The sequence below is a fragment of the Salipiger bermudensis genome (assembly GCF_020171625.1).
GTDB classification, from domain to species: Bacteria; Pseudomonadota; Alphaproteobacteria; order Rhodobacterales; family Rhodobacteraceae; genus Salipiger; species Salipiger bermudensis_B.
On sequence record NZ_JAIUZY010000016.1, the window covers coordinates 57,647 to 77,441 of the forward strand.

At 64.6% G+C, this 19,795-nt stretch carries 18 protein-coding genes, 1 tRNA gene and 1 pseudogene; 13 read left to right on the plus strand and 7 right to left on the minus strand.

The features are described 5' to 3' along the window. Positions 1-220: 220 nt before the first annotated feature. The 5 genes from mtgA to LCM15_RS20565 all read left to right on the plus strand — a co-directional run bounded on the left by mtgA (position 221) and on the right by LCM15_RS20565 (position 6,408). Positions 221-970: a monofunctional biosynthetic peptidoglycan transglycosylase gene (mtgA, locus tag LCM15_RS20545; RefSeq protein WP_224859697.1), complete on the plus strand. Its 750-nt coding sequence runs from the start codon at positions 221-223 to the stop codon at positions 968-970. Between the two features lie 502 nt (positions 971-1,472). Continuing rightward, complete coding sequence (locus LCM15_RS20550; RefSeq protein ID WP_224859698.1) at positions 1,473-3,818, plus strand: sensor histidine kinase; 2,346 nt, start codon at positions 1,473-1,475, stop codon at positions 3,816-3,818. A gap of 139 nt (positions 3,819-3,957) precedes the next feature. Beyond that, on the plus strand, positions 3,958-4,599 hold the full coding sequence (locus tag LCM15_RS20555) for a response regulator transcription factor (RefSeq protein WP_224859699.1): 642 nt from the start codon (positions 3,958-3,960) through the stop codon (positions 4,597-4,599). Between the two features lie 593 nt (positions 4,600-5,192). Then, entirely contained in the window at positions 5,193-5,843 is a 651-nt protein-coding gene (locus LCM15_RS20560) for a sulfatase-like hydrolase/transferase (protein WP_318246070.1), read from the plus strand. Positions 5,844-6,123: 280 nt separating this feature from the next. Next, the gene (locus LCM15_RS20565) at positions 6,124-6,408 is read left to right on the plus strand and encodes a hypothetical protein (protein WP_224859701.1); all 285 of its coding nucleotides are present in this window, start codon (positions 6,124-6,126) and stop codon (positions 6,406-6,408) included. 368 nt (positions 6,409-6,776) lie between these two features. Here the strand turns inward: LCM15_RS20565 and LCM15_RS20570 are convergent, their stop codons facing one another. Then, positions 6,777-7,529 (minus strand): SDR family oxidoreductase, encoded by a 753-nt coding sequence (locus LCM15_RS20570; protein WP_224859702.1) that lies wholly within the window; start codon positions 7,527-7,529, stop codon positions 6,777-6,779. Positions 7,530-7,635: 106 nt separating this feature from the next. On the opposite strand from LCM15_RS20570, the gene LCM15_RS20575 reads away from it, so the two are divergent. Beyond that, the gene (locus tag LCM15_RS20575) at positions 7,636-8,562 is read left to right on the plus strand and encodes a helix-turn-helix transcriptional regulator (RefSeq protein WP_224859703.1); all 927 of its coding nucleotides are present in this window, start codon (positions 7,636-7,638) and stop codon (positions 8,560-8,562) included. A gap of 36 nt (positions 8,563-8,598) precedes the next feature. Here LCM15_RS20575 and LCM15_RS20580 read toward each other — a convergent pair whose 3' ends face one another. Beyond that, complete coding sequence (locus LCM15_RS20580; RefSeq protein ID WP_412103308.1) at positions 8,599-9,726, minus strand: MFS transporter; 1,128 nt, start codon at positions 9,724-9,726, stop codon at positions 8,599-8,601. A 485-nt stretch (positions 9,727-10,211) separates the two neighbouring features. Between LCM15_RS20580 and LCM15_RS20585 the strand changes: the two genes are divergently transcribed. Further along, complete coding sequence (locus LCM15_RS20585; RefSeq protein WP_224859705.1) at positions 10,212-10,622, plus strand: VOC family protein; 411 nt, start codon at positions 10,212-10,214, stop codon at positions 10,620-10,622. 261 nt (positions 10,623-10,883) lie between these two features. On the opposite strand, the gene LCM15_RS20590 is transcribed toward LCM15_RS20585, so the two are convergent. The 3 genes from LCM15_RS20590 to LCM15_RS20600 form a co-directional block, all read right to left on the minus strand. Next, complete coding sequence (locus LCM15_RS20590) at positions 10,884-11,204, minus strand: hypothetical protein (RefSeq protein ID WP_224859706.1); 321 nt, start codon at positions 11,202-11,204, stop codon at positions 10,884-10,886. A gap of 540 nt (positions 11,205-11,744) precedes the next feature. Beyond that, entirely contained in the window at positions 11,745-12,722 is a 978-nt protein-coding gene (locus LCM15_RS20595) for a zinc-dependent alcohol dehydrogenase family protein (protein WP_224859707.1), read from the minus strand. 265 nt (positions 12,723-12,987) lie between these two features. Then, a complete protein-coding gene (locus LCM15_RS20600; protein ID WP_224859708.1) occupies positions 12,988-13,560 on the minus strand; it encodes a glutathione S-transferase family protein in 573 nt (190 codons plus the stop codon). 90 nt (positions 13,561-13,650) lie between these two features. On the opposite strand from LCM15_RS20600, the gene LCM15_RS20605 reads away from it, so the two are divergent. After that, entirely contained in the window at positions 13,651-14,313 is a 663-nt protein-coding gene (locus LCM15_RS20605) for a helix-turn-helix transcriptional regulator (protein ID WP_318246071.1), read from the plus strand. A gap of 85 nt (positions 14,314-14,398) precedes the next feature. On the opposite strand, the pseudogene LCM15_RS20610 reads toward LCM15_RS20605, so the two are convergent. Further along, positions 14,399-14,587, minus strand: a pseudogene (locus LCM15_RS20610) (IS5/IS1182 family transposase); the annotation flags it as partial. A 199-nt stretch (positions 14,588-14,786) separates the two neighbouring features. Between LCM15_RS20610 and LCM15_RS20615 the strand changes: the two are divergent. Genes LCM15_RS20615 through ggt form a run of 5 tightly spaced genes read left to right on the plus strand, consistent with a single transcriptional unit; the run spans position 14,787 to position 19,394 of the window. Then, positions 14,787-15,572 (plus strand): transporter substrate-binding domain-containing protein, encoded by a 786-nt coding sequence (locus LCM15_RS20615; protein ID WP_224859710.1) that lies wholly within the window; start codon positions 14,787-14,789, stop codon positions 15,570-15,572. A 59-nt stretch (positions 15,573-15,631) separates the two neighbouring features. After that, the gene (locus LCM15_RS20620; protein WP_224859711.1) at positions 15,632-16,327 is read left to right on the plus strand and encodes an ABC transporter permease; all 696 of its coding nucleotides are present in this window, start codon (positions 15,632-15,634) and stop codon (positions 16,325-16,327) included. Further along, a complete protein-coding gene (locus tag LCM15_RS20625; protein ID WP_224859712.1) occupies positions 16,327-17,049 on the plus strand; it encodes an ABC transporter permease in 723 nt (240 codons plus the stop codon). Before LCM15_RS20620 ends, LCM15_RS20625 begins: the two co-directional genes overlap by 1 nt. Further along, positions 17,046-17,795 carry a GntR family transcriptional regulator gene (locus LCM15_RS20630; RefSeq protein ID WP_224859713.1) on the plus strand — a complete coding sequence of 250 codons (750 nt, stop codon included), beginning with the start codon at positions 17,046-17,048 and terminating at the stop codon, positions 17,793-17,795. The genes LCM15_RS20625 and LCM15_RS20630 overlap by 4 nt, the downstream gene beginning before the upstream one ends. A 15-nt stretch (positions 17,796-17,810) precedes the next feature. Next, entirely contained in the window at positions 17,811-19,394 is a 1,584-nt protein-coding gene (gene ggt / locus LCM15_RS20635) for a gamma-glutamyltransferase (RefSeq protein ID WP_224859714.1), read from the plus strand. A 180-nt stretch (positions 19,395-19,574) separates the two neighbouring features. Here ggt and LCM15_RS20640 read toward each other — a convergent pair. Beyond that, a tRNA-Met gene (locus tag LCM15_RS20640) sits at positions 19,575-19,651 on the minus strand. Positions 19,652-19,795: the final 144 nt, after the last annotated feature.

A 19,795-nucleotide genomic window follows, 5' to 3' on the forward strand; every position in this document is an offset into this window, starting at 1 on the left:
CCGGGGCTTCCCCGGGCGTTTTTGTTTGTGGGGGGCTTGGAAGGGGAGGCCCCGGCCCTGTGGGGTGACGCTCACCTGTCGAGATCTTATCGCCTAACGGGGAAGCCTGAGAGGGCCGGGATCGCCGGAGCGATGCGTTCTTGTGGCGGAATCGGGTGGAAGGCTCGGTTTTGGCGAAGACGTCTTTCCCGAACGAGTCCGCGCGTGTAGACCATCCTCCATGGCGCGCGCAGCAAAGAAATCCAAAGCAAAGCAGTCCGGGGAGTCGACCCCGCGCAAGTCCTTGGCGGGACGGTTCCGCCCGACACGCTGGCTCGTCCGGGTGGCGGTTCGCGGCGGCCTTGGCCTTCTGGCGGTGGTGGTGCTGCTCGTGGTGCTCTACCGCGTGGTCGATCCGCCCACCACCTACACCATGTGGTCGGAAGGCAAGCGGCTCGGCGCGCCGGTCGATCAGGTCTGGGTCGATGCCGACGACATCGCGCCGGTGATGCTGCGCTCGGTCGTGGCGGCGGAAGATGCGAATTTCTGCACCCACTGGGGCTTCGACATGAAGGCGATCCGCACCGCCATCGAGGAAGGCGGCAACCGCGGCGCGTCGACACTCTCGCAGCAGACGGTGAAGAACGTCTATCTCTGGCAGGGCCGGAGCTGGCCGCGCAAGGCGCTCGAGGCGATGATCACGCCGCTGGTCGAGGCCGTCTGGCCCAAACGCCGCATCCTCGAGGTCTATCTCAACATCGCCGAGTTCGACGAGGGCGTGTTCGGCGTCGGCGCGGCGGCGGAACACTATTTCGGGGTAAGTGCGGACGCGCTCAGTCCGACGCAGGCCGCCCGTCTCGCGGCGATCCTCCCCGACCCGAAGGACCGCTCGGCATCGCGCCCCTCGAACTTCGTGCAGCGCCGCTCGGCGCAGATCCGCGACGGCGCCGCCACCATTCGGCGGGATGGTCGGGACGACTGCTTCGAGTGACTTGCCTCGCCCCGCTCTGACGGAATTGGCGGGGCTTTCTTAACCCGAGCGTCGCGTTTCAAATTCACGGCAAAAGGGGATTGTCGATTTCGCCCCCACGCCTATTTGCCGGAATCCTGAAACAGCAATTTCAGACCCGGAAATTCGTGCTTCTTTCGGTGCGGAAAACGCACCCGCCAAAACGAGAACCGGCGCCAGATGGGGATATCTGACGCCGGCCCTTGCTGAAAACGAAATACTATAAGCGCCACTCACTAACGCCCTTAAACAACTTTAAACAATATTGCCGAACCGGGACTGCACGACGGGAACTCAAAGCTTCCCCGGCGCCGACGGACATAAACCTCTCATATTCGGACTAGAAACGAAATTAGTGTGATTGCCTGCGTAGTTTTGCCTATGCGCAATCGCCCCATCGCAGTTGCCCGAAACGTCCCTTTGTGGAAAGACTTCGGGGCGGGTAAGCCACCGGCCGGGCGGCGACATCGGGCACGGGGGTGTGATGCGCATTTCACTGGGAGCATTGCTGGCGGTCGGTCTTGCCGGGCTTCAGTTCATCGCCGTTCTCGCGGTGGTGTTTTCCTCTTACGTGACCTCGGAACGCGCGCTTCTCGATCACGCCCGCGACCTGCTTAGCGACGTGGGCACCAACACCATCGAGCATTCCCGCGGTTTCCTGAGCCCCGCACGCGGCGCCGCAGAGCTTTCGGCCCGGCTGGCTCAGGACCGGGTGATCGCCAGCGACGTGCCCGAGCTGCTCGAGCAGTTGCTGTTCCAGCAGCTTCAGCTCGCCCCGCAATTCGCCGGGGTCTACCACGGCAACGAGAACGGGGATTTCGTCTATGTCATGCGTGCCGACAATGCGCCCGGCCCGTTCAGGACCAAGATCATTCGGGTCGACGGCGACACGCGCAGCACCGAGCTGATCTGGCGCGACGACGAGTTCCGGGTGATCGAGCGGCGCTTCGACAACGACGATCCGTTCGATCCGCGCACCCGACCGTGGTACATCCGCGCCCGCCAGCAGCTCACCACGATCTGGACGGACCCCTACATCTTCTTCTCATCCCAGCTTCCCGGCATAACGCTGGCCTCGCCGGTGATGGACGGGCCCGACGGCGTGCGCGGCATCGTCGGCGTCGATATCGAGATCAGCGAGATCTCGGACTTCCTCGCCAGGCTGCGCATCGGCAGCACCGGGCGGGCCCTGATCATCCACCGCAACGGCGACGTGCTGGCGCACCCGAACCAGTCCCTGCTCAAGACCAAGGACGCCGACGGCACGCTGCGCTTCGTCGACATCCGAGAGTTCGAGGACCCCATCGCCCGGGCCGCCTTTGCACAGGTCATGGAGAACGGGGTCGCGGCGGTGGAAGAGGAGACGCTGTCGCAGTTCCGCTACGACGGCGAAACCTACGTCGCCATCGTCATGCCGCCGATCTCCGAGCACCTGCCCTGGACCATCGCGGCCTACGCGTTGGAAAGCGATTTCACCGAGGTCATCAAGGAAAACCGCCGGACCAACATCTGGATCGCGGCAGTGGTGGCGGGGATCACCGGCGTTTGCGGGCTGGTTCTGGCGAATTTCATCTACAAGCCGGTGCGCGTCTTCGCGGTGCGCTCGGCGCTGATCTCGCAGGGCGAGCTTGACCCCTCCGAGCCGCTCCCCAAGACCTACCAGGAGCTTGAGAACGCCAACGAGACGCTGGTGCAGCAGATCGCTGCCCGGCGCGAGACCGAGATGGAATACGGCAGCACCTTCGCGCTGTCCTCGCGCGGCATGGCGCAGATTGACGCCCGGACGGGCCGCTTCCTGCGCGTCAACGACCGCTTCTGCGAGATCACAGGCTACAGCCCCGAAGCGCTTCAGGCGATGGCGATCTCGGACCTGATCCACCCCGACGACCCGCCCTTCCGCCTGTTCGCCGGAGACGACGGCGATCCCGCCGGTGAGATCAATCAGGAACTGCGCTGCGTGCGGCGCAGCGGCGCGGCGATCTGGACCGCGCTCAACGCCATCCTGATCTTCAACCAGCAGGGGCGCCCGCTGCATTTCGTGCTGACCATGGACGACATCACGCAGTCCAAGCACACCGAGGAACAGGTCGCCGAACTCAGCAAGGACCTGTCCAACCTGTCGCGCGACAACACCATGGGGCAGGTCGCCGCCGGGCTGGCGCACGAGCTCAATCAACCGCTCACCGCCATCGCACAGAACGCCGACAGCGCGCTCTACGCGGTCGATCAGCTCAGCGCGGTCGATCCCGAGTTGAGGGCCACCCTCGAGGAGATCGCCGAGCAGTCGGTGCGCGCCGGCGAGATCATCCGCGCCCTGCGCGCATTCATCCGCCGCGACGAGGGCATCCGCACCGATTTCGATCTTCCCGAGCTCGTTGCGCAGACCCAACGTCTGGTGATCGCCGAGGCCCGCGCGGCCGGTGCGACCCTGACGACCGAGCTCGAGGATCTGCCGCTGGTCAACGCCAACCGCCTGCAGATCGCACAGGTTCTGGTGAACCTGCTGCGCAACGCCATCGAGGCCGTGGCCGAGACCACCGATGGCGAGCGCCGGGTCACCGTGCGGGCGCACAGGCTCGGCCTGCAGGTTCTCGTCACCGTCGCCGATACCGGCCCCGGCGTGTCGCCCGATGTCAGTCTCTTCACCGATTTCGAGACCACCAAGCCCAGCGGCATGGGCCTTGGTCTGTCGATCTGCCAATCCATCGTGCAGGCCAATGACGGCCGCCTCTGGCACGAGCACGCGGACCCTCGCGGCGCCTGTTTCCGCTTTACGGTGGACGCCTCGGACTGTTCCTCAAGAACAGAGTCCTCCCCGTCCGGGCCCTGACCCGCCCGCAAGGATGCAAAGCGGCTTTATTGGTCTACCAACAGTTGCTTATTCTTGAAAAAACTGACATTTCGCTTTGAGCTCTTTTCGAGAAACAGAATTACCCCGCGCTGTTTCGCTAGTCAGGTTTCGGTTTTCCATGGGTGACGGCAATCAGATGATCTTCATCGTGGATGATGATCAGGACATTCGGACCTCGCTGTCCCGCGCCCTGACGCAGCGCGGCTTCGAGGTCGAGGCCTTCGCCTCCGGGCGCGAGTTTCTCGCCGCCTATGATGGCGAGCAGGCCGCGTGTCTGGTGCTGGATCACGGGATGCCGGGTATGAGCGGGCTCGAATTGCAGGCGCTGCTCAACGATCAGGGCAGCCCCCTCGCAGTGGTCTTCATCACCGGCCATGGCGGGGTGCCTGAATCGGTGCAGGCGATGAAGGCCGGTGCGGTCGATTTTCTCGAGAAACCCTTCCGGCAATCGGTGTTGATCGAACGGATCGAGACCGCACTCGAGATCGCCGCCGCCAAGCGCTGCGCGCTCGAGAGACGGCGCGCGCTTCAGGCCCGGTTCGACCGGCTCACCGCCCGCGAGGAAGAAATCGTCGAGCGGATGCTGGCCAATCCCGCCGAAGTCTCGAGCAAAGAGATCGCCAATTCGCTTGGCATCAGCCCCCGCACCGTCGACCACCACCGCGCCCGCATCCTCGAGAAGCTCGAGATCCGCTCCCTGGTCGAGCTTGTCGACCTCGTCAACAAGCTGCGCGGCGAGACCACATCCGGCGCGCTCTGACGCCGCCCGCGCCCCGGGCCGACGCAGTCTACTGTTCCCCTTCCCGAGCGCCTGCGAGCGTGTGCACCTCTGAATGATCGCTCCGGCGCGGCTTTGCGGACCGACAGGTCGCAGCCCCCAGCGCACTGCCAATCTCCTCCGACAGACCCGTTCCGTCGGTGATCTCCTCCCGCACCGGAAGGCGAGGCATACCAAGACTTGCAGAGTATTCCCGCGCTACACTCATGGGCGAGTCCGCTCGAGATAGATTGGAGAAGATTCGGTGAACAGATTTATAGTCCTGCCCACAGCCACGCTATTTTCCGCCTCGATGGCGACGGCGCAGGACCCGAGCCCCGAAAAGCCCAATATTCTGGTAATCTTTGGAGACGACATCGGACAAACCTAGATGTCGACCTACAGCTTCGGCCTGATGGGGTACGACACCCCCAACATCGACCGGATCGCCGCTGAGGACGCCAAGCTCACGGACGATTAGGCCGAGCAGAGCTGACGGAGGGTCGCTCGACCTTCATCACCGGCCAGTCGACGCTGCGCACCGGCCTGTCCAAGGTCGGACTGCCCGCGCCAACGCGGGTATGCGGGACGTGGACGTGACGCTGGCCTCCGCGCTCAAGGATCAGGGCTACGCCACCGACCAGTTCGGCAAGAATCACCTCGGCGACCGTGACGAGCATCTGCCCACCGAGCACGGCCGCGACGAGTTCTTCGGCAACCTCTACCACCTCAATGCCGAGGAAGAGGCGGAACAGTTCAATTATCCTCAGAACCCCGAATTCCGCGAGCGCTTCGGCCCGCGCGGCGTGCTGCACGCCTACGCGGATGGCGAGCTCGAAGACACCGGCTCCCTGACCACCAACCGGATGAAGACCGTCGTCGAGGAAACCGCCGCCGGGGCGATCGACTTCATGACCCGCGCCGTGGAGTCGGGCACGCCCTTCTTCACCTGGTACAACACCACGCGGATGCACTACAAAACCCACGTCCGCGACGAGAACCGCAGCGAACCTGGCCTCACGGCGCGGACGGTATATGCCGACGGCATGGTCGAGCATGACGGCGCGATCGGCGAGGTTCTCGACGCGCTCGACGAGCTCGCGGTCGCCGACAACACGCTGGTGATCCATACCACCGACAACGGGCCGCACCAGAACACCTGGCCGGACGCGGGCACCACGCCCTTCCGCTCGGAGAAGAACACCAAATGGGAGGGCGCGTATCGCGTGCCTGCGCTGATCCGCTGACCCGGCCAGATCGAGCCCGGCACCGTCTACACCGAGATGTTCTCGGGCCTCGACTGGTTCCCGACCATCATGGCCGCAGTGGGTGTCACCGACATCAGGGAACAGCTGCTCGAGGGCACGACCATCAATGGGGAAGAGTACAAGAACCATCTCGATGGCTACAACCAGCTCGACTACCTCACCGGCGACACCGATGAGGGCGCCCGTGACGCGTTCTTCTACATCAACGATGACGGGGAAATCGTGGCGCTGCCCTACGAGAACTGGAAAGGAACAGCGCATGCAGGGCACCATGGGTGTCTGGGCCGAGCCCTTCACCGAGCTGAGGGTGCCCAAACTGTTCGACCTGCGGGCCGATCCCTACGAGCGGGCCGACATCACCTCGAACACCTACTGGGACTGGGTGAGCGATCACGCCTATCTCGTGGCACCGGCCTCGCAGGAAGTGGCGAAGTTCTTCGCGACCTTCGAGGAATACCCGCCGTCCCAGCGGCCGGACAGCTTCTCGATCGACCAGATCCAGGAAGAGCTGAACTCCAGCCTCGCGAACATGGGCAGCAACTAAGCGCGCAGCAGATATCCCGGGCCGGCGGACACCGCCGGCCCGGTTTTTACAGTCTCAGGCCGCGTCCGATCCCACTGCCCTGCCCCGACCTGCAGCGCTGCCGCCAAGCGCCATCGGCTTGGCCCCCGCCTCAGCGATACCAAACGCAGAAAGCGCCAATGCCGGCAGGTGCCGCCCTGACCTCGCTTTCCGGCGCGCCCCCACCAGAGCAGACGGTCTTCGCTCGGCAATGCTGCCGAGCGGGGTCTCGAGCGCAGTCGTTCATGTCCGGCGCAGGACCGCTGATCGGACAGGGTGGTCGATCTCACGAGCGACGTGCTGCGGATGGGGCGCAGCCCGACAACGCCGACTGTGCCCCATCTGCCACCTCAGCTATTGAACAGCGCCACGGCATCTGCACCGGCGGGCACGCGCATCGGTGTTGCCGGGTCTGTGGCCACGCGCCAGATCGCTCCGGCCACGTCTTCCGATCGGGTCTTCTCGTCATCGTTTCCGCTGGCGAGCCGCGCGAAGACGCCTTGGATCATGTCGGCATAAGGGTCGGGGAAGCCGCCCGCTTGCGCCAGCCTGTCCCGGGCAGTGGCTGAAAATGCGGTGCCCGGCGCCTGTCCCGGCAGCACCACGTGGCTCCGGATCCCGAACGCGGCAAGCTCCAACGCCATGACCTCGGTCAGCGCGTTCACCGCAGCCTTGCTGGCGGTATAGACGGAGAGCAGGTCGTAGGACTTCAGGGTCACGCTTGAGGTCACATTGACGATCACCCCCGACCGGCGGGCGCGAAATTGCGGCAGCACGGCCTGGATCATCGCAATGGTGCCGATGGTGTTTGTCTCGAAGAGGTCGCGCACGACATCGATCGGGGTGCCTTCGACCGCGTTCAGCCAGCCGATGCCTGCATTGTTCACAAGCACATCGATCTCGCCCGCGGCCTCCACCGCGGCTGCGATGCTGTCCGGATCGGTGACATCGAGCGGCAGGATCGTCAGCCGGTCGGAGGCGGGGAGCAGATCGGCCCTCGGGGTCCGCATCGTGGCGATGACGGTCCAGCCTTCGGCAAGGAAGTGTCGCGCGGTCTCGAGCCCGAAGCCCGATGAGCAGCCGGTGATCAGGATGGTAGGCATGGTGATGTCCTTTCGATGGTGTCCTCCCAATCTAGCCATGCCCTCCGAGACGACCTATAATCTGAAGTCCTAGATGATTTACAAATCGTCCAAACCGTGAGTCGCCATGACCGATCCGCTGACCCAGATCGTGACCCTGCTCCGCCCCGGCGCCCCCTATGCGAAAATCGTCAGCGCCTCGGGTGCCTGGCGGGTGCGCCGGGACGAGGAGGGCATCGTCTTCTACAATCTGACCCTCAGGGGTCACGCGCTGCTGGAAGCGGACGGGCGGCCGCCGATCCTGCTGGAAGAGGGCGATTTCGCCCTGATCCCGGCCGCGCGTCGCTTCACGATTTCAAGCCCCGATCCGGTCCTGCCCGCCGGACACTTCACCAACCCTGTTCCGATGGCGCCCGGGCAGGTCCGTATCGGCGATCCCGACCTGCCCGTCACGACGCAGCAGTTGGTGGGCCACTGCACCTTCGGCGCGCGGGACGCCGCGCTGCTGCTGACACTGCTTCCCGATCTCGTCGTCATCCGCGGCGAAGCACGGCTGGCGATGCTGATCCGGTTGGTCGCGGATGAAGCACGGGCGGCACGCCCCGGGCGCGACGTGGTTCTGGAGCGCCTGCTGGAGGTTCTGCTGATCGAGGCCTTCCGTGCCACGGACGGCATCGCCGCCCCGCCGGGCCTGCTGCGCGGCCTGGGCGATCACCACCTGTCCGTCGCCCTGCGTGCGCTTCACGCAGATCCGGCGCGGCCCTGGACGGTGGCGGAACTGGCCCGTGCGGCGGGCCTGTCGCGCTCGGCCTTCTTCGCACGGTTCGAGCGTGAGATCGGCCGGGCGCCGATGGCCTATCTGACCGGCTGGCGGATGAGCCTCGCCAAGGACAGACTGCGGCGCGGCGACGGCAGTCTGTCCGAGATCGGCGCGGCCCTTGGCTACGGCTCGGCCAGCGCGTTCAATACGGCCTTTGCGCGTGAGGTCGGCCAGCCACCGGGACAATATGCGATGTCGACTGCCCGGCCAGAGCCGGAAGCAGGGCCTGTCTGACCGCTCGATCCCTGTCAGCCCGAGAGCGCCGTTCGCTCAATGCGACCGAACGCGCCGCTCCTCGATCGGCGGCAAGAACCAAACGGCAAGACCCGCCAACGGCAGGAAGGCACAGAGCCGATAGACGGCCTCGACCCCGTAGCTGTCGGCCAGGATGCCGAGCAGCGCCGCCGCGATCCCTCCGAGGCCGAAGTTCAGGCCGTAGAAGAGCCCGCCGATCAGGCCGATGCGGTTCGGCAGCAGGTCCATCGCGTAGATCAGGATCGAGGCAAAGGCGCTGGCCATGATCAGGTTGATCGCGATCGTCAGCACCCCGGTCCAGAACAGGTCCGCGTAAGGCAGGATCAGGGTCAGAGGCAGCGGTCCCAGCACCGAGATCCAGATGATCTGCCGCCGTCCGATCGCATCGCCGACGATGCCGCCGATCAGCACGCCCACGGCGGCAGCCATGAGGAAGAGGAACAGCATCATCTGCGAGGCGGGAATAGACAGGCCGAACTTCTCGATGAGGTAGAAGGTATAAAACGACCGGAAGCTCTCGCCATACGTGTTCTTGGTGAACATCAGGAAGGTGAGGACAATCAGTCCCAAAGCGACGGTCCCGGCACTCCGCTTCGAGGCGGGGGCTTCGGCCAGCCTGCGGGCCGAGCGGACGGTGAACTCTGCCCGGATCAGGCGCTGCTGGCTGCCGATCCAGGTCAGGATAAGCATCGCGAGCAGTGCGAGCACCGCAAACCAGGCGAGGCTTGGCTGCCCCCAAGGCACGATGATCAGCGCGGCAAGGACCGGCCCGAGCGCGCCGCCCGCCTGACCGCCCACCTGGAAGATCCCCTGCGCCAGCCCCTGCCGGTCGCCCGCGGCATAGCGCGCCGTCCGGGTCGCCTCCGGGTGGAAGATCGAGGAGCCGATGCCGATCAGCGCGACCGCCACAAGGATGCCGCCATAGCTTCCCGCGAAGGCGAGGCAGATCAGCCCCGACAGGGTGAAGGCCATGCCGACGACCGGCGAATAGGGCGCCGGGTAGCGGTCGGTCACCATCCCCATAACCGGCTGCAGCAATGATCCCGCGATCTGGAAGGTCAGCGTGATCAGCCCGATCTGCACGAAGTCGAGGCCGTATGCCTCCTTCAGGATCGGATAGGCCGCCGGGATCAGCGACTGCATCAGGTCGTTCAGAAGATGCGTCGCGCCGAGCGCGGTGAGGACGACGAGGTATGTGCGGGCGGGCGTAGCGCTGAGGGTCAAGGCAATCACTTGGTGCTGGTTGCGGCGGAGTATGCCCGGAATGACGGGCGCAACAAGGGTGTCGGCGAAACCGCGGACTTGCGCAATGTCGCCATAAGGATGTCTTGGCCTCCGAAATCGAGGTGAGGAGATGACAGAGGTCCAGGACGCCGTCGCGGGCCGAGAGCGGGTGTTAGAGACTTCGGCTGCTCTCGCCGCTCGCGGCCCAGAGCTGCCGTTCCTCAGGCTGGGTCCTTCTGTGATGCAGCTTCCCCGAGCCGGCTCCTCTTACATCGCGCAGCATTGTCCAACCGATCATTGTCCGCGATGCGGACGAAGTTGCCATCCAGAATTTCGGAACGGTGCAAGCCAAGCAAAACCGTGCTTTAAGAGTGTTCCCTCCTCAGTCTGTCGTGAGCCCCATTATGCCCGTTCGCATCTCCCATTTTTCTTTGCTGATCCCGGATTACGACACGGCTCTCGACTTCTTCCGCAGCATTGGTTTCGAGTGCCGGGAGGATACCGATCTTGGAAACGGAAAAAGATGGGTGCGGATCGCTCCCCCGGGCGCAGAGACCGAGATTCTGCTCGCCCGCGCTGCCGAAGATCGACAGTCCAGGTCTATCGGAGAGCAGGGCGGTGGACGCGTCTGGCTTTTTCTTGAAACCGAAGATTTCGCACGGGACTACGAGCGGCTTAAAGCCGCAAACGTGGCGTTCGAAACGCCGCCACGCGATGAACCTTATGGGCGTGTCGTCGTCTGGAAGGACCCGTGGGGGAATCGTTGGGATCTGATCGAGTATGCTCGTCCTGACCGGAGCGGAACAGGCGACTAAGGGCGCGAACCGGACATGCGGCGTGGCAGAAGGTTGGACATCCAGGAGGCGGCAGCAGCGGCCGTCGCTCACGGCCCTGAGCGGACCTTCGCGGGGCGGTTGGTCGCCACGATGCCGTTTTACCAAGCCTGCCGTTCGACTCCCTGCGGAATCGATGCCGTGTCGAACTCACACGATGCGGACGACGCCGCCATGCGCTGACCATGCAGCAGTGTCAAATGTCTGGACTGTCCGAAACCTGTCCGTCTTCACCGGTGTATGCTAGCGATATTTCCTGTCAGCCAAAGCACGCTCAACGTCCTCTCGCTGATGGCTGAGCCAGAAGAGGACGGACGGGAAGAATATTGCCACAACGCTGTAGAACGAAAACGCGGCGGGAACGGTCATCATTCCCCACGTCACAACCGGCGCCGTGGAAGCGACAAACTCCGCGTCATTGAGCATCAGCGCGACGATCCCGCCCGATAAGACCGCCGCGGCGCCGGCCTTATACCCCTCGCAGACACGTCTGCCGTACCATTCCTTCACGTAGAGATTGAACAGTTTCGGGTTTCGCAAGGCCATCCTCAGCGTGACCCTCATGGGTCTCCCGCGCGAACGCCCCGAGCGAAACCATTCCGAACTACGCCTCATCGCTGCACCAGTCATATGCCGGTCGTAAAAACGAGACGTTGTATACTGGCTCGGGCGACGGTCTCATCGGGTCTCTCCGGCATGTTTTCGCGCGGGCGAGTATGTCGATGCGCATGAACGCTGACAATCGCCCCACATGTGGAAGGCAATCGCACGCCGATGCCAAGGGCATCGACCATAGCTCCCCCCAATGGGACCCGCGACAGGGGCGACATGACCGCATCGCCGGCTGAGGCCGGTTCCTACCCCGTTTCCGATGGCCGACAGCCGTATCGAAACGGAGGGGTTTCGACCAGCGCTCACGATCGCCCCTCACTGCGCGGCATAACCAAGCGCCTGCCCCCGCCTCGCGCGGCACAGCTCCCGGTCCCGGCCTGACGTTCACGCGGCGTGCCGATGCGACGGTGCTCTGTCCCGAAGCGGTCTTCGTCAGTGTCGCGCAGCATCCTCGCCCCTGCGAGGTCAACTCTGCGACGAAGCTGCCTTTCCTCAGTTTAGGCTGGAAAAGTCGAGTATCGGCTTCTGGCCACCGGGACGTTCGGCCTCGGCAAGGGCGTCTTGCCATTGCTGGGCCGGGAATACTCTTGGCTCTGCGGGCGGGGCGCCTTCGAGCAACGGCCAGATGTCCGAGAACGCGGCCTGCATCCCCAGTCCTGCCAATACCGTGAAGTGATCGCGCATGTGAAACCGATGATAGCGCGCCCTGACCCCGGCTCCGGTCGTCACTGGTTTGCCCGTCAGAAGGCCATAGGCCACGAAGTTCGCCTCCCCGCGCATCCCTTCCAGAACAAGGGTCCCGATGTCGCCGCCCAGAGAGTCGAAGGCAATGTCGGCCAAAGCGGAGGCCTTCGAAATGGTGCCGAGATCGTGGATCGGAATCGGTTCGATCCCCACTTGGCGCAACCGATCCTTCCGGCTCTCCGAACGATAGACTCCCATGACACGCGTGGCGCCGTGGGCAATGGCCCACCGTCCCAGATGTTCGGCACAGCTAGATCCCGCGCCACTGAGCAGGACCACCTTGCCGCGGGCGGGCCATAGCCGAAGCATCGTGGCGGCAGCCATGGGATTGATATAGGCCCGCGCCGCAACGATGTCGGGAATCCTGTCGGGCACCTCCACGGCATGGTGGGCCGGACAATCGACATAGGTTTGCCAGGTGCCTTCTCCCCGGAGCGGCAGGACACGTCGACCGACCATGTGTGAGAGGGCCTCCGGAGCTTCGACCACACGCCCGACACCTTCGTATCCCGCGACGGCCGGCAGCGAAATCCGATGGGCATAGGATCCGGTGATCGGGATCAGATCAGAGGGATTGACCGGCGCATGTGAGACGTTCACGCGAAGTGTCCCACGGGCGCGTGGCGGCAGCTCGCGATCGAGCATTTCAAGCGTCGTATATGGCGCGCCGAAAGTCCTGTAGATGAACGAGATACGCTTGCGGACTGGGAGGCTTTTTCTGAACATGCGCTGCCTTAGCGCAAGATAAGTCCGTCAGGAAAGGACTCGGGGCCGACCAGTGCTATGGAGCGATGGTGTACCGGGCCGGCGGATGTCCAGCCCACACGACCGACCTGCCACGATCGGCGCAAAGCCGACCTCACCTGCCCGTCCTTCGCTGCGGTGCGTCTCCCCCCGTACCGACCTCCATACTTCGGCATCGCCTCGGCCGAGCCAGAGACCGTCGGTTGTGCGGTAGATGGGCCGGGCGGTTTGGGACGGCTTTGGCGGATCAGGCGGTCTCGTGCTCCATGCGCTTGGCACAGCGCAGGACCCAGTCCCGGACCGCCGAATCGTCGGGCAGGAGGTCAGGGAACCAGGCAAAGGGCGAGCTGCACAGCATGTCGGCGGCACTGAACGTGCTCCCCAGCAACCACGGACCGGTCGCAAGCGCCTCTGCCAATCTTGCAATCATCGTATCGACATCGCGCAGCGATGCGGTCACCGCGGGATGGCTCAGACCGGCCCAATGCAGGATGATCAGGGGCTCCATGATCCCCTGATAGTAGAACAGCCATGACAGGTAGGCGCCCCGGCCCGGTTCGCCGGGGAGCGGCCCCAGCTTCGCGTCGGGATAGGCATCGGTCAGATACGCGATGATGGCGCCGCGTTCGCGAACGGTCTCTTCGCCGTCCACCAGATAGGGCACCTTCTTCTCCGGATGCGGATTGTCGGGATCCGGCGCGCCCGTTCCGTCCTGGCGGGGAATCGTGACCTCGCGGATCGTGATGCCGGCGTTCAGCATCCGGACGAGGGTCACGACCGTGTCGGAGCGGGATCGGGGGGACTGGTAGAGAATGGGCATCAAAGACTCCTTTCGATATCTGCAGCACCCGCTTACCCTGCCCCTACTGACAGAATGAGGCAGTAGGGTATGGGCCGCCAAGACCGATTGATGCGCTTGATGGACGTTCTGCGCCGCCTGCCTGCGCCGGTGACGGCCGAACGGCTTGCCGCCGCGACCGAGATCTCGCGACGCCAGCTTTACCGCGACATCGCTACGCTGCGGGCCGGAGGTGTCCTGATCGATGGCGCGGCCGGCTATGGCTACACGCTGACGGAGGATCCGGCCTTGCCGCCGCAAAGCTTCTCGCGGATCGAGATCGAAGCGTTGATGCTCGGTATCGGTAGCCTCGACACCCTCGGCGATGCCGATCTGGCCCGCGCCGGGCGCGATGCGATCGCCCGCATCATCGCGACGCTGCCGGACGGCCAGGCCCGCCAGGCAATGCACACCATACTGCGGTCCTGGCGCCCGCCCGACGCGCGGGCCGAGGTGAACATCGACATCGATATGGTGAGGCGCGCCTGCTGGGACGAGACGAGCCTCTGGATCAGCTATCGCGACCTGAACGAGCGCCGGACCGAACGGGAGATCTGGCCGCTCGGACTGTCATACGGGCCAAACTCCCTGATCCTTCTGGGGTTTTGCCAACTGAGACAGGATTATCGGCTCTTCCATGTGGCCCGGATCGGCGAGGCGCGCCCCGGCGGCACCAGCTTCCGCCCGCGCCGGGTCGAGCTGCTGCGAGCCTACGTGGCACGTCGGTCGGGATAGCGGGCTTGCGTCGCGCAAGTCAGACCGGCCCGATAGGAACGCCGCGCGCCATCGTCCTCGGACCAATGGCACACAATAGCACGCCTTGGCGGAGCGGCAGCCCGAGGAGGATCTTGAGGGTAAGGCAGGCCTGGATCGCCGCGACGCCCCTAGGGAATAGCGTCCCACTGCATCGATGGATCGAACCAACGGTCAGTGATCCGCGCTGCCTCAGCGCCTGATTCTGGCTTTGCCGGTCGGTGGTCTTGCAGGTCGCCTTCGCGGCTCTTTCCATGCTCCCCGGCGAGCATTCTGTATCCACGAGAGGAATCCTCCCGGACTTGCGCAACAACGCCTGCCTGATCGGTCAGTTCTTCATCACCCCCCGCTGGCGCGGCGGTCAGCCACAAATAATATCCTTGATTGTATACTATCTGTCCGCGCAGGATGCTGGAAGGCGCGAAGCAATCGCGCGGCAAAACAGGGAATGGAACATGACCTTCGCATTCAAACAGGCGCTCGCGGGCGCCATAACTGCCGTGACGATCGCTGGCGGCGCCATGGCACAGGACCTGCCGGACTCCCTCGTCATCGGCACCGAGGGCGCATACCCGCCGTTCAACTTCACGGAGGCCGACGGCTCGGTCGCGGGCTTCGAGATCGATCTCGGCAACGCGATGTGCGCCCATCTCGAGATCGAGTGCGAGTGGGTCACGCAGGATTGGGACGGCATCATCCCCGGACTGCAGGCGCAGAAATACGACGCGATCATGGCCTCGCTCTACATCACCGACGAGCGCCGCGAAGTGATCGCCTTCTCTGACAAGTACTACCAGGTTCCATCCCAATTCGTGGCCGCCGCAGACAGCGACATCGAGATCTCGGCGGAGGGGCTCTCGGGGTCCGTCGTCGGCACCCAGCGTGCCACCAGCTTCGAACGCTACATGAATGCCAACATGCCCGAGGTCGAACTTCGTCTCTATGGCACGATGGATGAAGCGTATCTCGACCTGGTTTCCGGTCGACTGGACGCGGTGCTGGGCGATGTGGTGGCGCTTCAGGATGGCTTCCTCGGCACGGCTGATGGCGAAGGGTACGAACTGCGGGGGCCGGAATATACCGATCCCGAGTTCTTCGGCTACGGCGCCGGTGTCGGCGTTCGGCAGGACAACCAGCCCATTGCCGACGCGTTTTCCGGCGCGATCAAGGCATTGCGCGAGGACGGCACCTATCAGGAGATCTCCGAGAAATGGTTCGGCCTCGACGTCTACGGCGGCTGACATCCCGGGGCCGGGTCTGACCCCGGCCTCGACTCCTTCTGGCTTGGCAAGGGAACCGCATGCCTGATCTTCAAGGATATGGCTGGCTGCTGATCGACGGGCTCGTTCTCACGCTCGGCGTCGCAATCGCGTCGATGGCGGGCGCGCTTGCCCTCGGGCTGCTTGCCGCGATGGGCAAACTCTTTGCACCGCGCGCGGGACGGATCGCGATCGAGGTATACACGACCTTCGTCCGCGGGGTGCCGGAACTGGTTCTGCTGCTGCTGATCTACTACGGCCTGCCAACGCTGATCCAGAACACGGCTGGCGGGATGGGCGTCGATCTGACCCTTTCGATCAATCCGTTCGTGGCCGGGATCGGAACGCTGACCGTGATCTATGCCGCCTTCGCCTGCGAGGTCTTCCGAGCGGCGTATCTCGCGCTGCCCCCGGGGCAGCGCGAAGCGGCCTATGCTCTGGGGCTCAAGCGCTGGGTCACGTTCCGCAAGGTCGAGCTTCCGCAGATGATGCGTTACGCGCTTCCCGGGCTCGGAAACGTCTGGATGGTGCTGGTCAAGGCAACTGCGCTGATTTCGATCATCCAGCTGCCGGAGCTGATGCGGAACGCCGATATCGCAGCCCGGTCGACGCGGCAGCCTTTCACGTTCTTCTTCGCGGCCTGCCTGCTCTATCTCACCATCACCGCAATCTCCATGTGGGGACAGGCGTGGCTTGAAAGGTGGGCCGCGCGAGGCACCGCCGGGGCGCGCCCCTGATGGGGTTCGTCATTGAAAACCTGCCGCGCTTTCTGGAAGGCGCCTGGACCACGATACAGCTGGCCACCCTCAGCTGCACGATCGGCCTGATGCTGGCCCTGCCGATCGCGCTGGCCCGCCTGTCGCGCAATCTTGTCCTGCGCGGCATCTCGACGGCCTATGTCTTCTTCTTCCGGGGCACGCCGTTGCTGGCGCAGATATTCCTGATCTACTACGGCAGCGGGCAATTCCGGCACGAGCTTGCGTCAGTGGGGCTCTGGGCGTTCTTCCGCGATCCGTGGGTCTGCGCGCTGCTTTCGCTCACGCTGAACACCGCCGCCTATACATCAGAGATCCTGCGCGGCGCCATCCAGTCGATTCCGCGCGGCGAAATCGAGGCCGCCCGCGCGCTGGGGCTGAAGCCACCGCTTTTGCTCCGTCTCGTGATCCTGCCGCGCGCCATCCAGATCGGCTGGCCGGCCTACACCAACGAAATCGTCTACCAGATCCAGGCGACATCGCTGGTGTCGATCATCACGATCATGGACATCACCGGCGTGGCCCGTGCCGTCGGCGCGCGCGACTTCACCTTCTTCGAGGCCTTCGGACTGGCGGCTTCATTGTATCTCGTTCTTGTCTACGGCTTCATCTTCGTTGCAAGGCAGATCGAACAGCGGCTCAACGCGCACCTGATGCGCCCCGAAACTGCCCGTCCGCGCAAGCTTGGAGGATTGATCAGATGAGCCAGACCATGCGCAGCCGGAACGAAGAGACAGCTCCCAAGCGGCGCGGCGGCTTGCGCGAGAAGGCCTTTCAGACGCTCAAGGAGTCCATCCTCGGCGGCGATCTCCACCGGGGCGAACGGCTGTCGGAGGCCCGCCTGATGCGCGATTTCGGCATCGGTCGCACGCCGCTGCGCGAAGCGCTCAACCGGCTGGAACGCGAAGGCCTTGTCGTGAGCCAGCCCAACAGCGGGTACTCGGTGGCCAATCTCGACGTCGATGCGGTCTGCGAATTGCTCGTGGTGCGTGAAGGTCTCGACGCGATGGCCGCCGAAATCGCGACCGAGACCGCGACCGACGCCGAGCTCGAAGCCCTCGCGGGGGTCATGGCCGAGATCGACGCGCTCGACCGGATCCATGACCGCACGCCCGATGTCTATGCCCGCGAACTCGAACTCGGGCTCAAGGTCCACGAGGTCATTCTTGCAGCGACGCACAACGCGGCCCTGATCGAGATCACCCGGCGCGTCTATGACCAGCTTCGCCTCGGCCTGTGGATCGAGGTGCGCTGGATCGACCAGTGGACGATGGCGGTTGCCGAGCACCGCGCCATCGTCGAGGCCATGCTCGATCGGGACGCGCCGCGCGCAATGCAGGCCGCACGCGCGCATGTGCGGTCCTCGCAGCGCAACATGCAGGTGATCCGCGACGTGTCGAGTTTTCGCCGCAACACTGGAACCCGCTTGCCCGTGCAGAACGACGACTAGAATTCGGAGACCGCGATGCGCGACTTTCACTTTCCCGGCCGTTCCGCCGTGCATTCCACCAACGCCATGGTCGCCACGTCGCATCCCCTCGCAACCGAGGCCGCGATGCAGATCCTGCGCGAAGGTGGCACGGCGATGGACGCGGCGATTGCCGGGTCTGCGGTGATGGCGGTGGTCGAACCGCAGATGACCGGAATCGGCGGCGATTGCTTTGCCCTTCTGGCGGGACGTAGCGGGCCCGTCGTCGCGTTCAACGGATCCGGACGCGCCGCCTCTGCAGCGTCCGCCGCGCGGCTGCGTGACCACGGCCACACCGACGTGCCGATCGACTCGGTTCACGCGGTCACGATGCCCGGCGCGATCGACGGGTGGTTCAGACTGCACGCCCGGTTCGGCAGCCTCGAGATGGCGCGCCTGCTGAGGCCGGCCATCGGCTATGCCCGTGGCGGCTACCCTGTTCATGCCCGCGTGGCGCGCGACTGGACGCGCGCCCAGGCGCATCTGGCGAAGCGCGACGCGACACGGGCGCTTTTCCTGCCGGCCGGACGCAGCCCTTCCGAAGGGACGATCCACCGCCAGGAACGGCTCGCCGACACCCTCGACCTGATCGCCCGCAAAGGGCCACGTGCCTTCTACGAGGGCGCGGTGGCCGAAGCGATGGTGCGGACTCTGAGATCGCATGGCGGCGTGCATACGGCGGAGGATTTCTCAGCCGTCGCCGGCGAGTTCGTCGATCCCATCGCCACCGATCACCACGGCCGCACGGTGCATCAGGTTCCGCCGAACAACCAGGGCATCACGGCCCTGATGATGCTGAACCTGCTTGAAGGCTTCGATATCGCCTCGATGCGCCCCGGCTCGGCCGCGCGGCTGCATGTCGAGATTGAGACGGCGCGGCTGGCCTACGCGATGCGCGACCGCCAACTTGCCGACCTCGCCAGCATGACTGTCGGCGTCGACGACATCCTGTCGAAATCCTGGGCCGCCGAGCTACGCAGGCGCATTTCGCCTCACCGGGCGACGACGGATATCGGTCCGCTGGGGCTTCGTACGTCCGGCACGGTCTACATCACGGTCGTCGACAGGGACCTGAACGCCGTCAGCTTCATCAATTCGATCTTCGACAGCTTCGGAAGTGGCATCCTGTGCCCCGAAACCGGCGTTCTGTTCCAGAACCGAGGGCATTCGTTCTCGCTCGACCCGGATCATCCCAACGCGATGATGCCCGGCAAGCGTCCGATGCACACGATCATGCCGGGCATGGTGACTGAAAACGGTCGCCCGGTCCTGTCCTTCGGCGTCATGGGCGGAGACTACCAGCCCATCGGACAGGCACGTGTCATCGCGGACGTGTTTGGGCAGGGGCTTGGCTTGCAGGAGGCGATCGACGCCCCTCGCGTCTTTCCGCAGGACGGCGTGGTCGAGGTCGAACGCAGTGTGCCGTCCGGCGTGCTGAGCGATCTGGAAGATCTGGGGCACAAGCTGCGCGTTGCGAATGACCCGCTCGGCGGCGCACAGGCGATCCGGATCGACCACGATAGCGGTCTCCTGACGGGGGCATCCGATCCCAGAAAGGACGGCCAGGTCGCGGCGTATTGAGCCCAATGCTCGTCACCGACGTCCCCCGCGCCTGCCGGGTCGTCCGCAACGCTCCTCGCCGTCTCCCGACACGCTCGGGCATTCTCCCCCGTAGTGTGCGCGGTTTTTGGTTGGCTCTTTTCAGGTCTTGCGGATGCAAAAAAGGCCGCTGCCCTTTTGGGTGCGGCCTGTTTTTAAAACTGGTTGCGGGAGTAGGATTTGAACCTACGACCTTCAGGTTATGAGCCTGACGAGCTACCGGGCTGCTCCATCCCGCGGCGATTTAGCCCTGATTTGGTTAGGTGATCAGGGTGGGATCGTTTAGAGAGATACGGTTGTGGTCTTTTCTAGGTTTGGCGGTGACCTACTCTCCCACGTCTTGAGACGCAGTACCATTGGCGCGACGGCACTTAACGACCGGG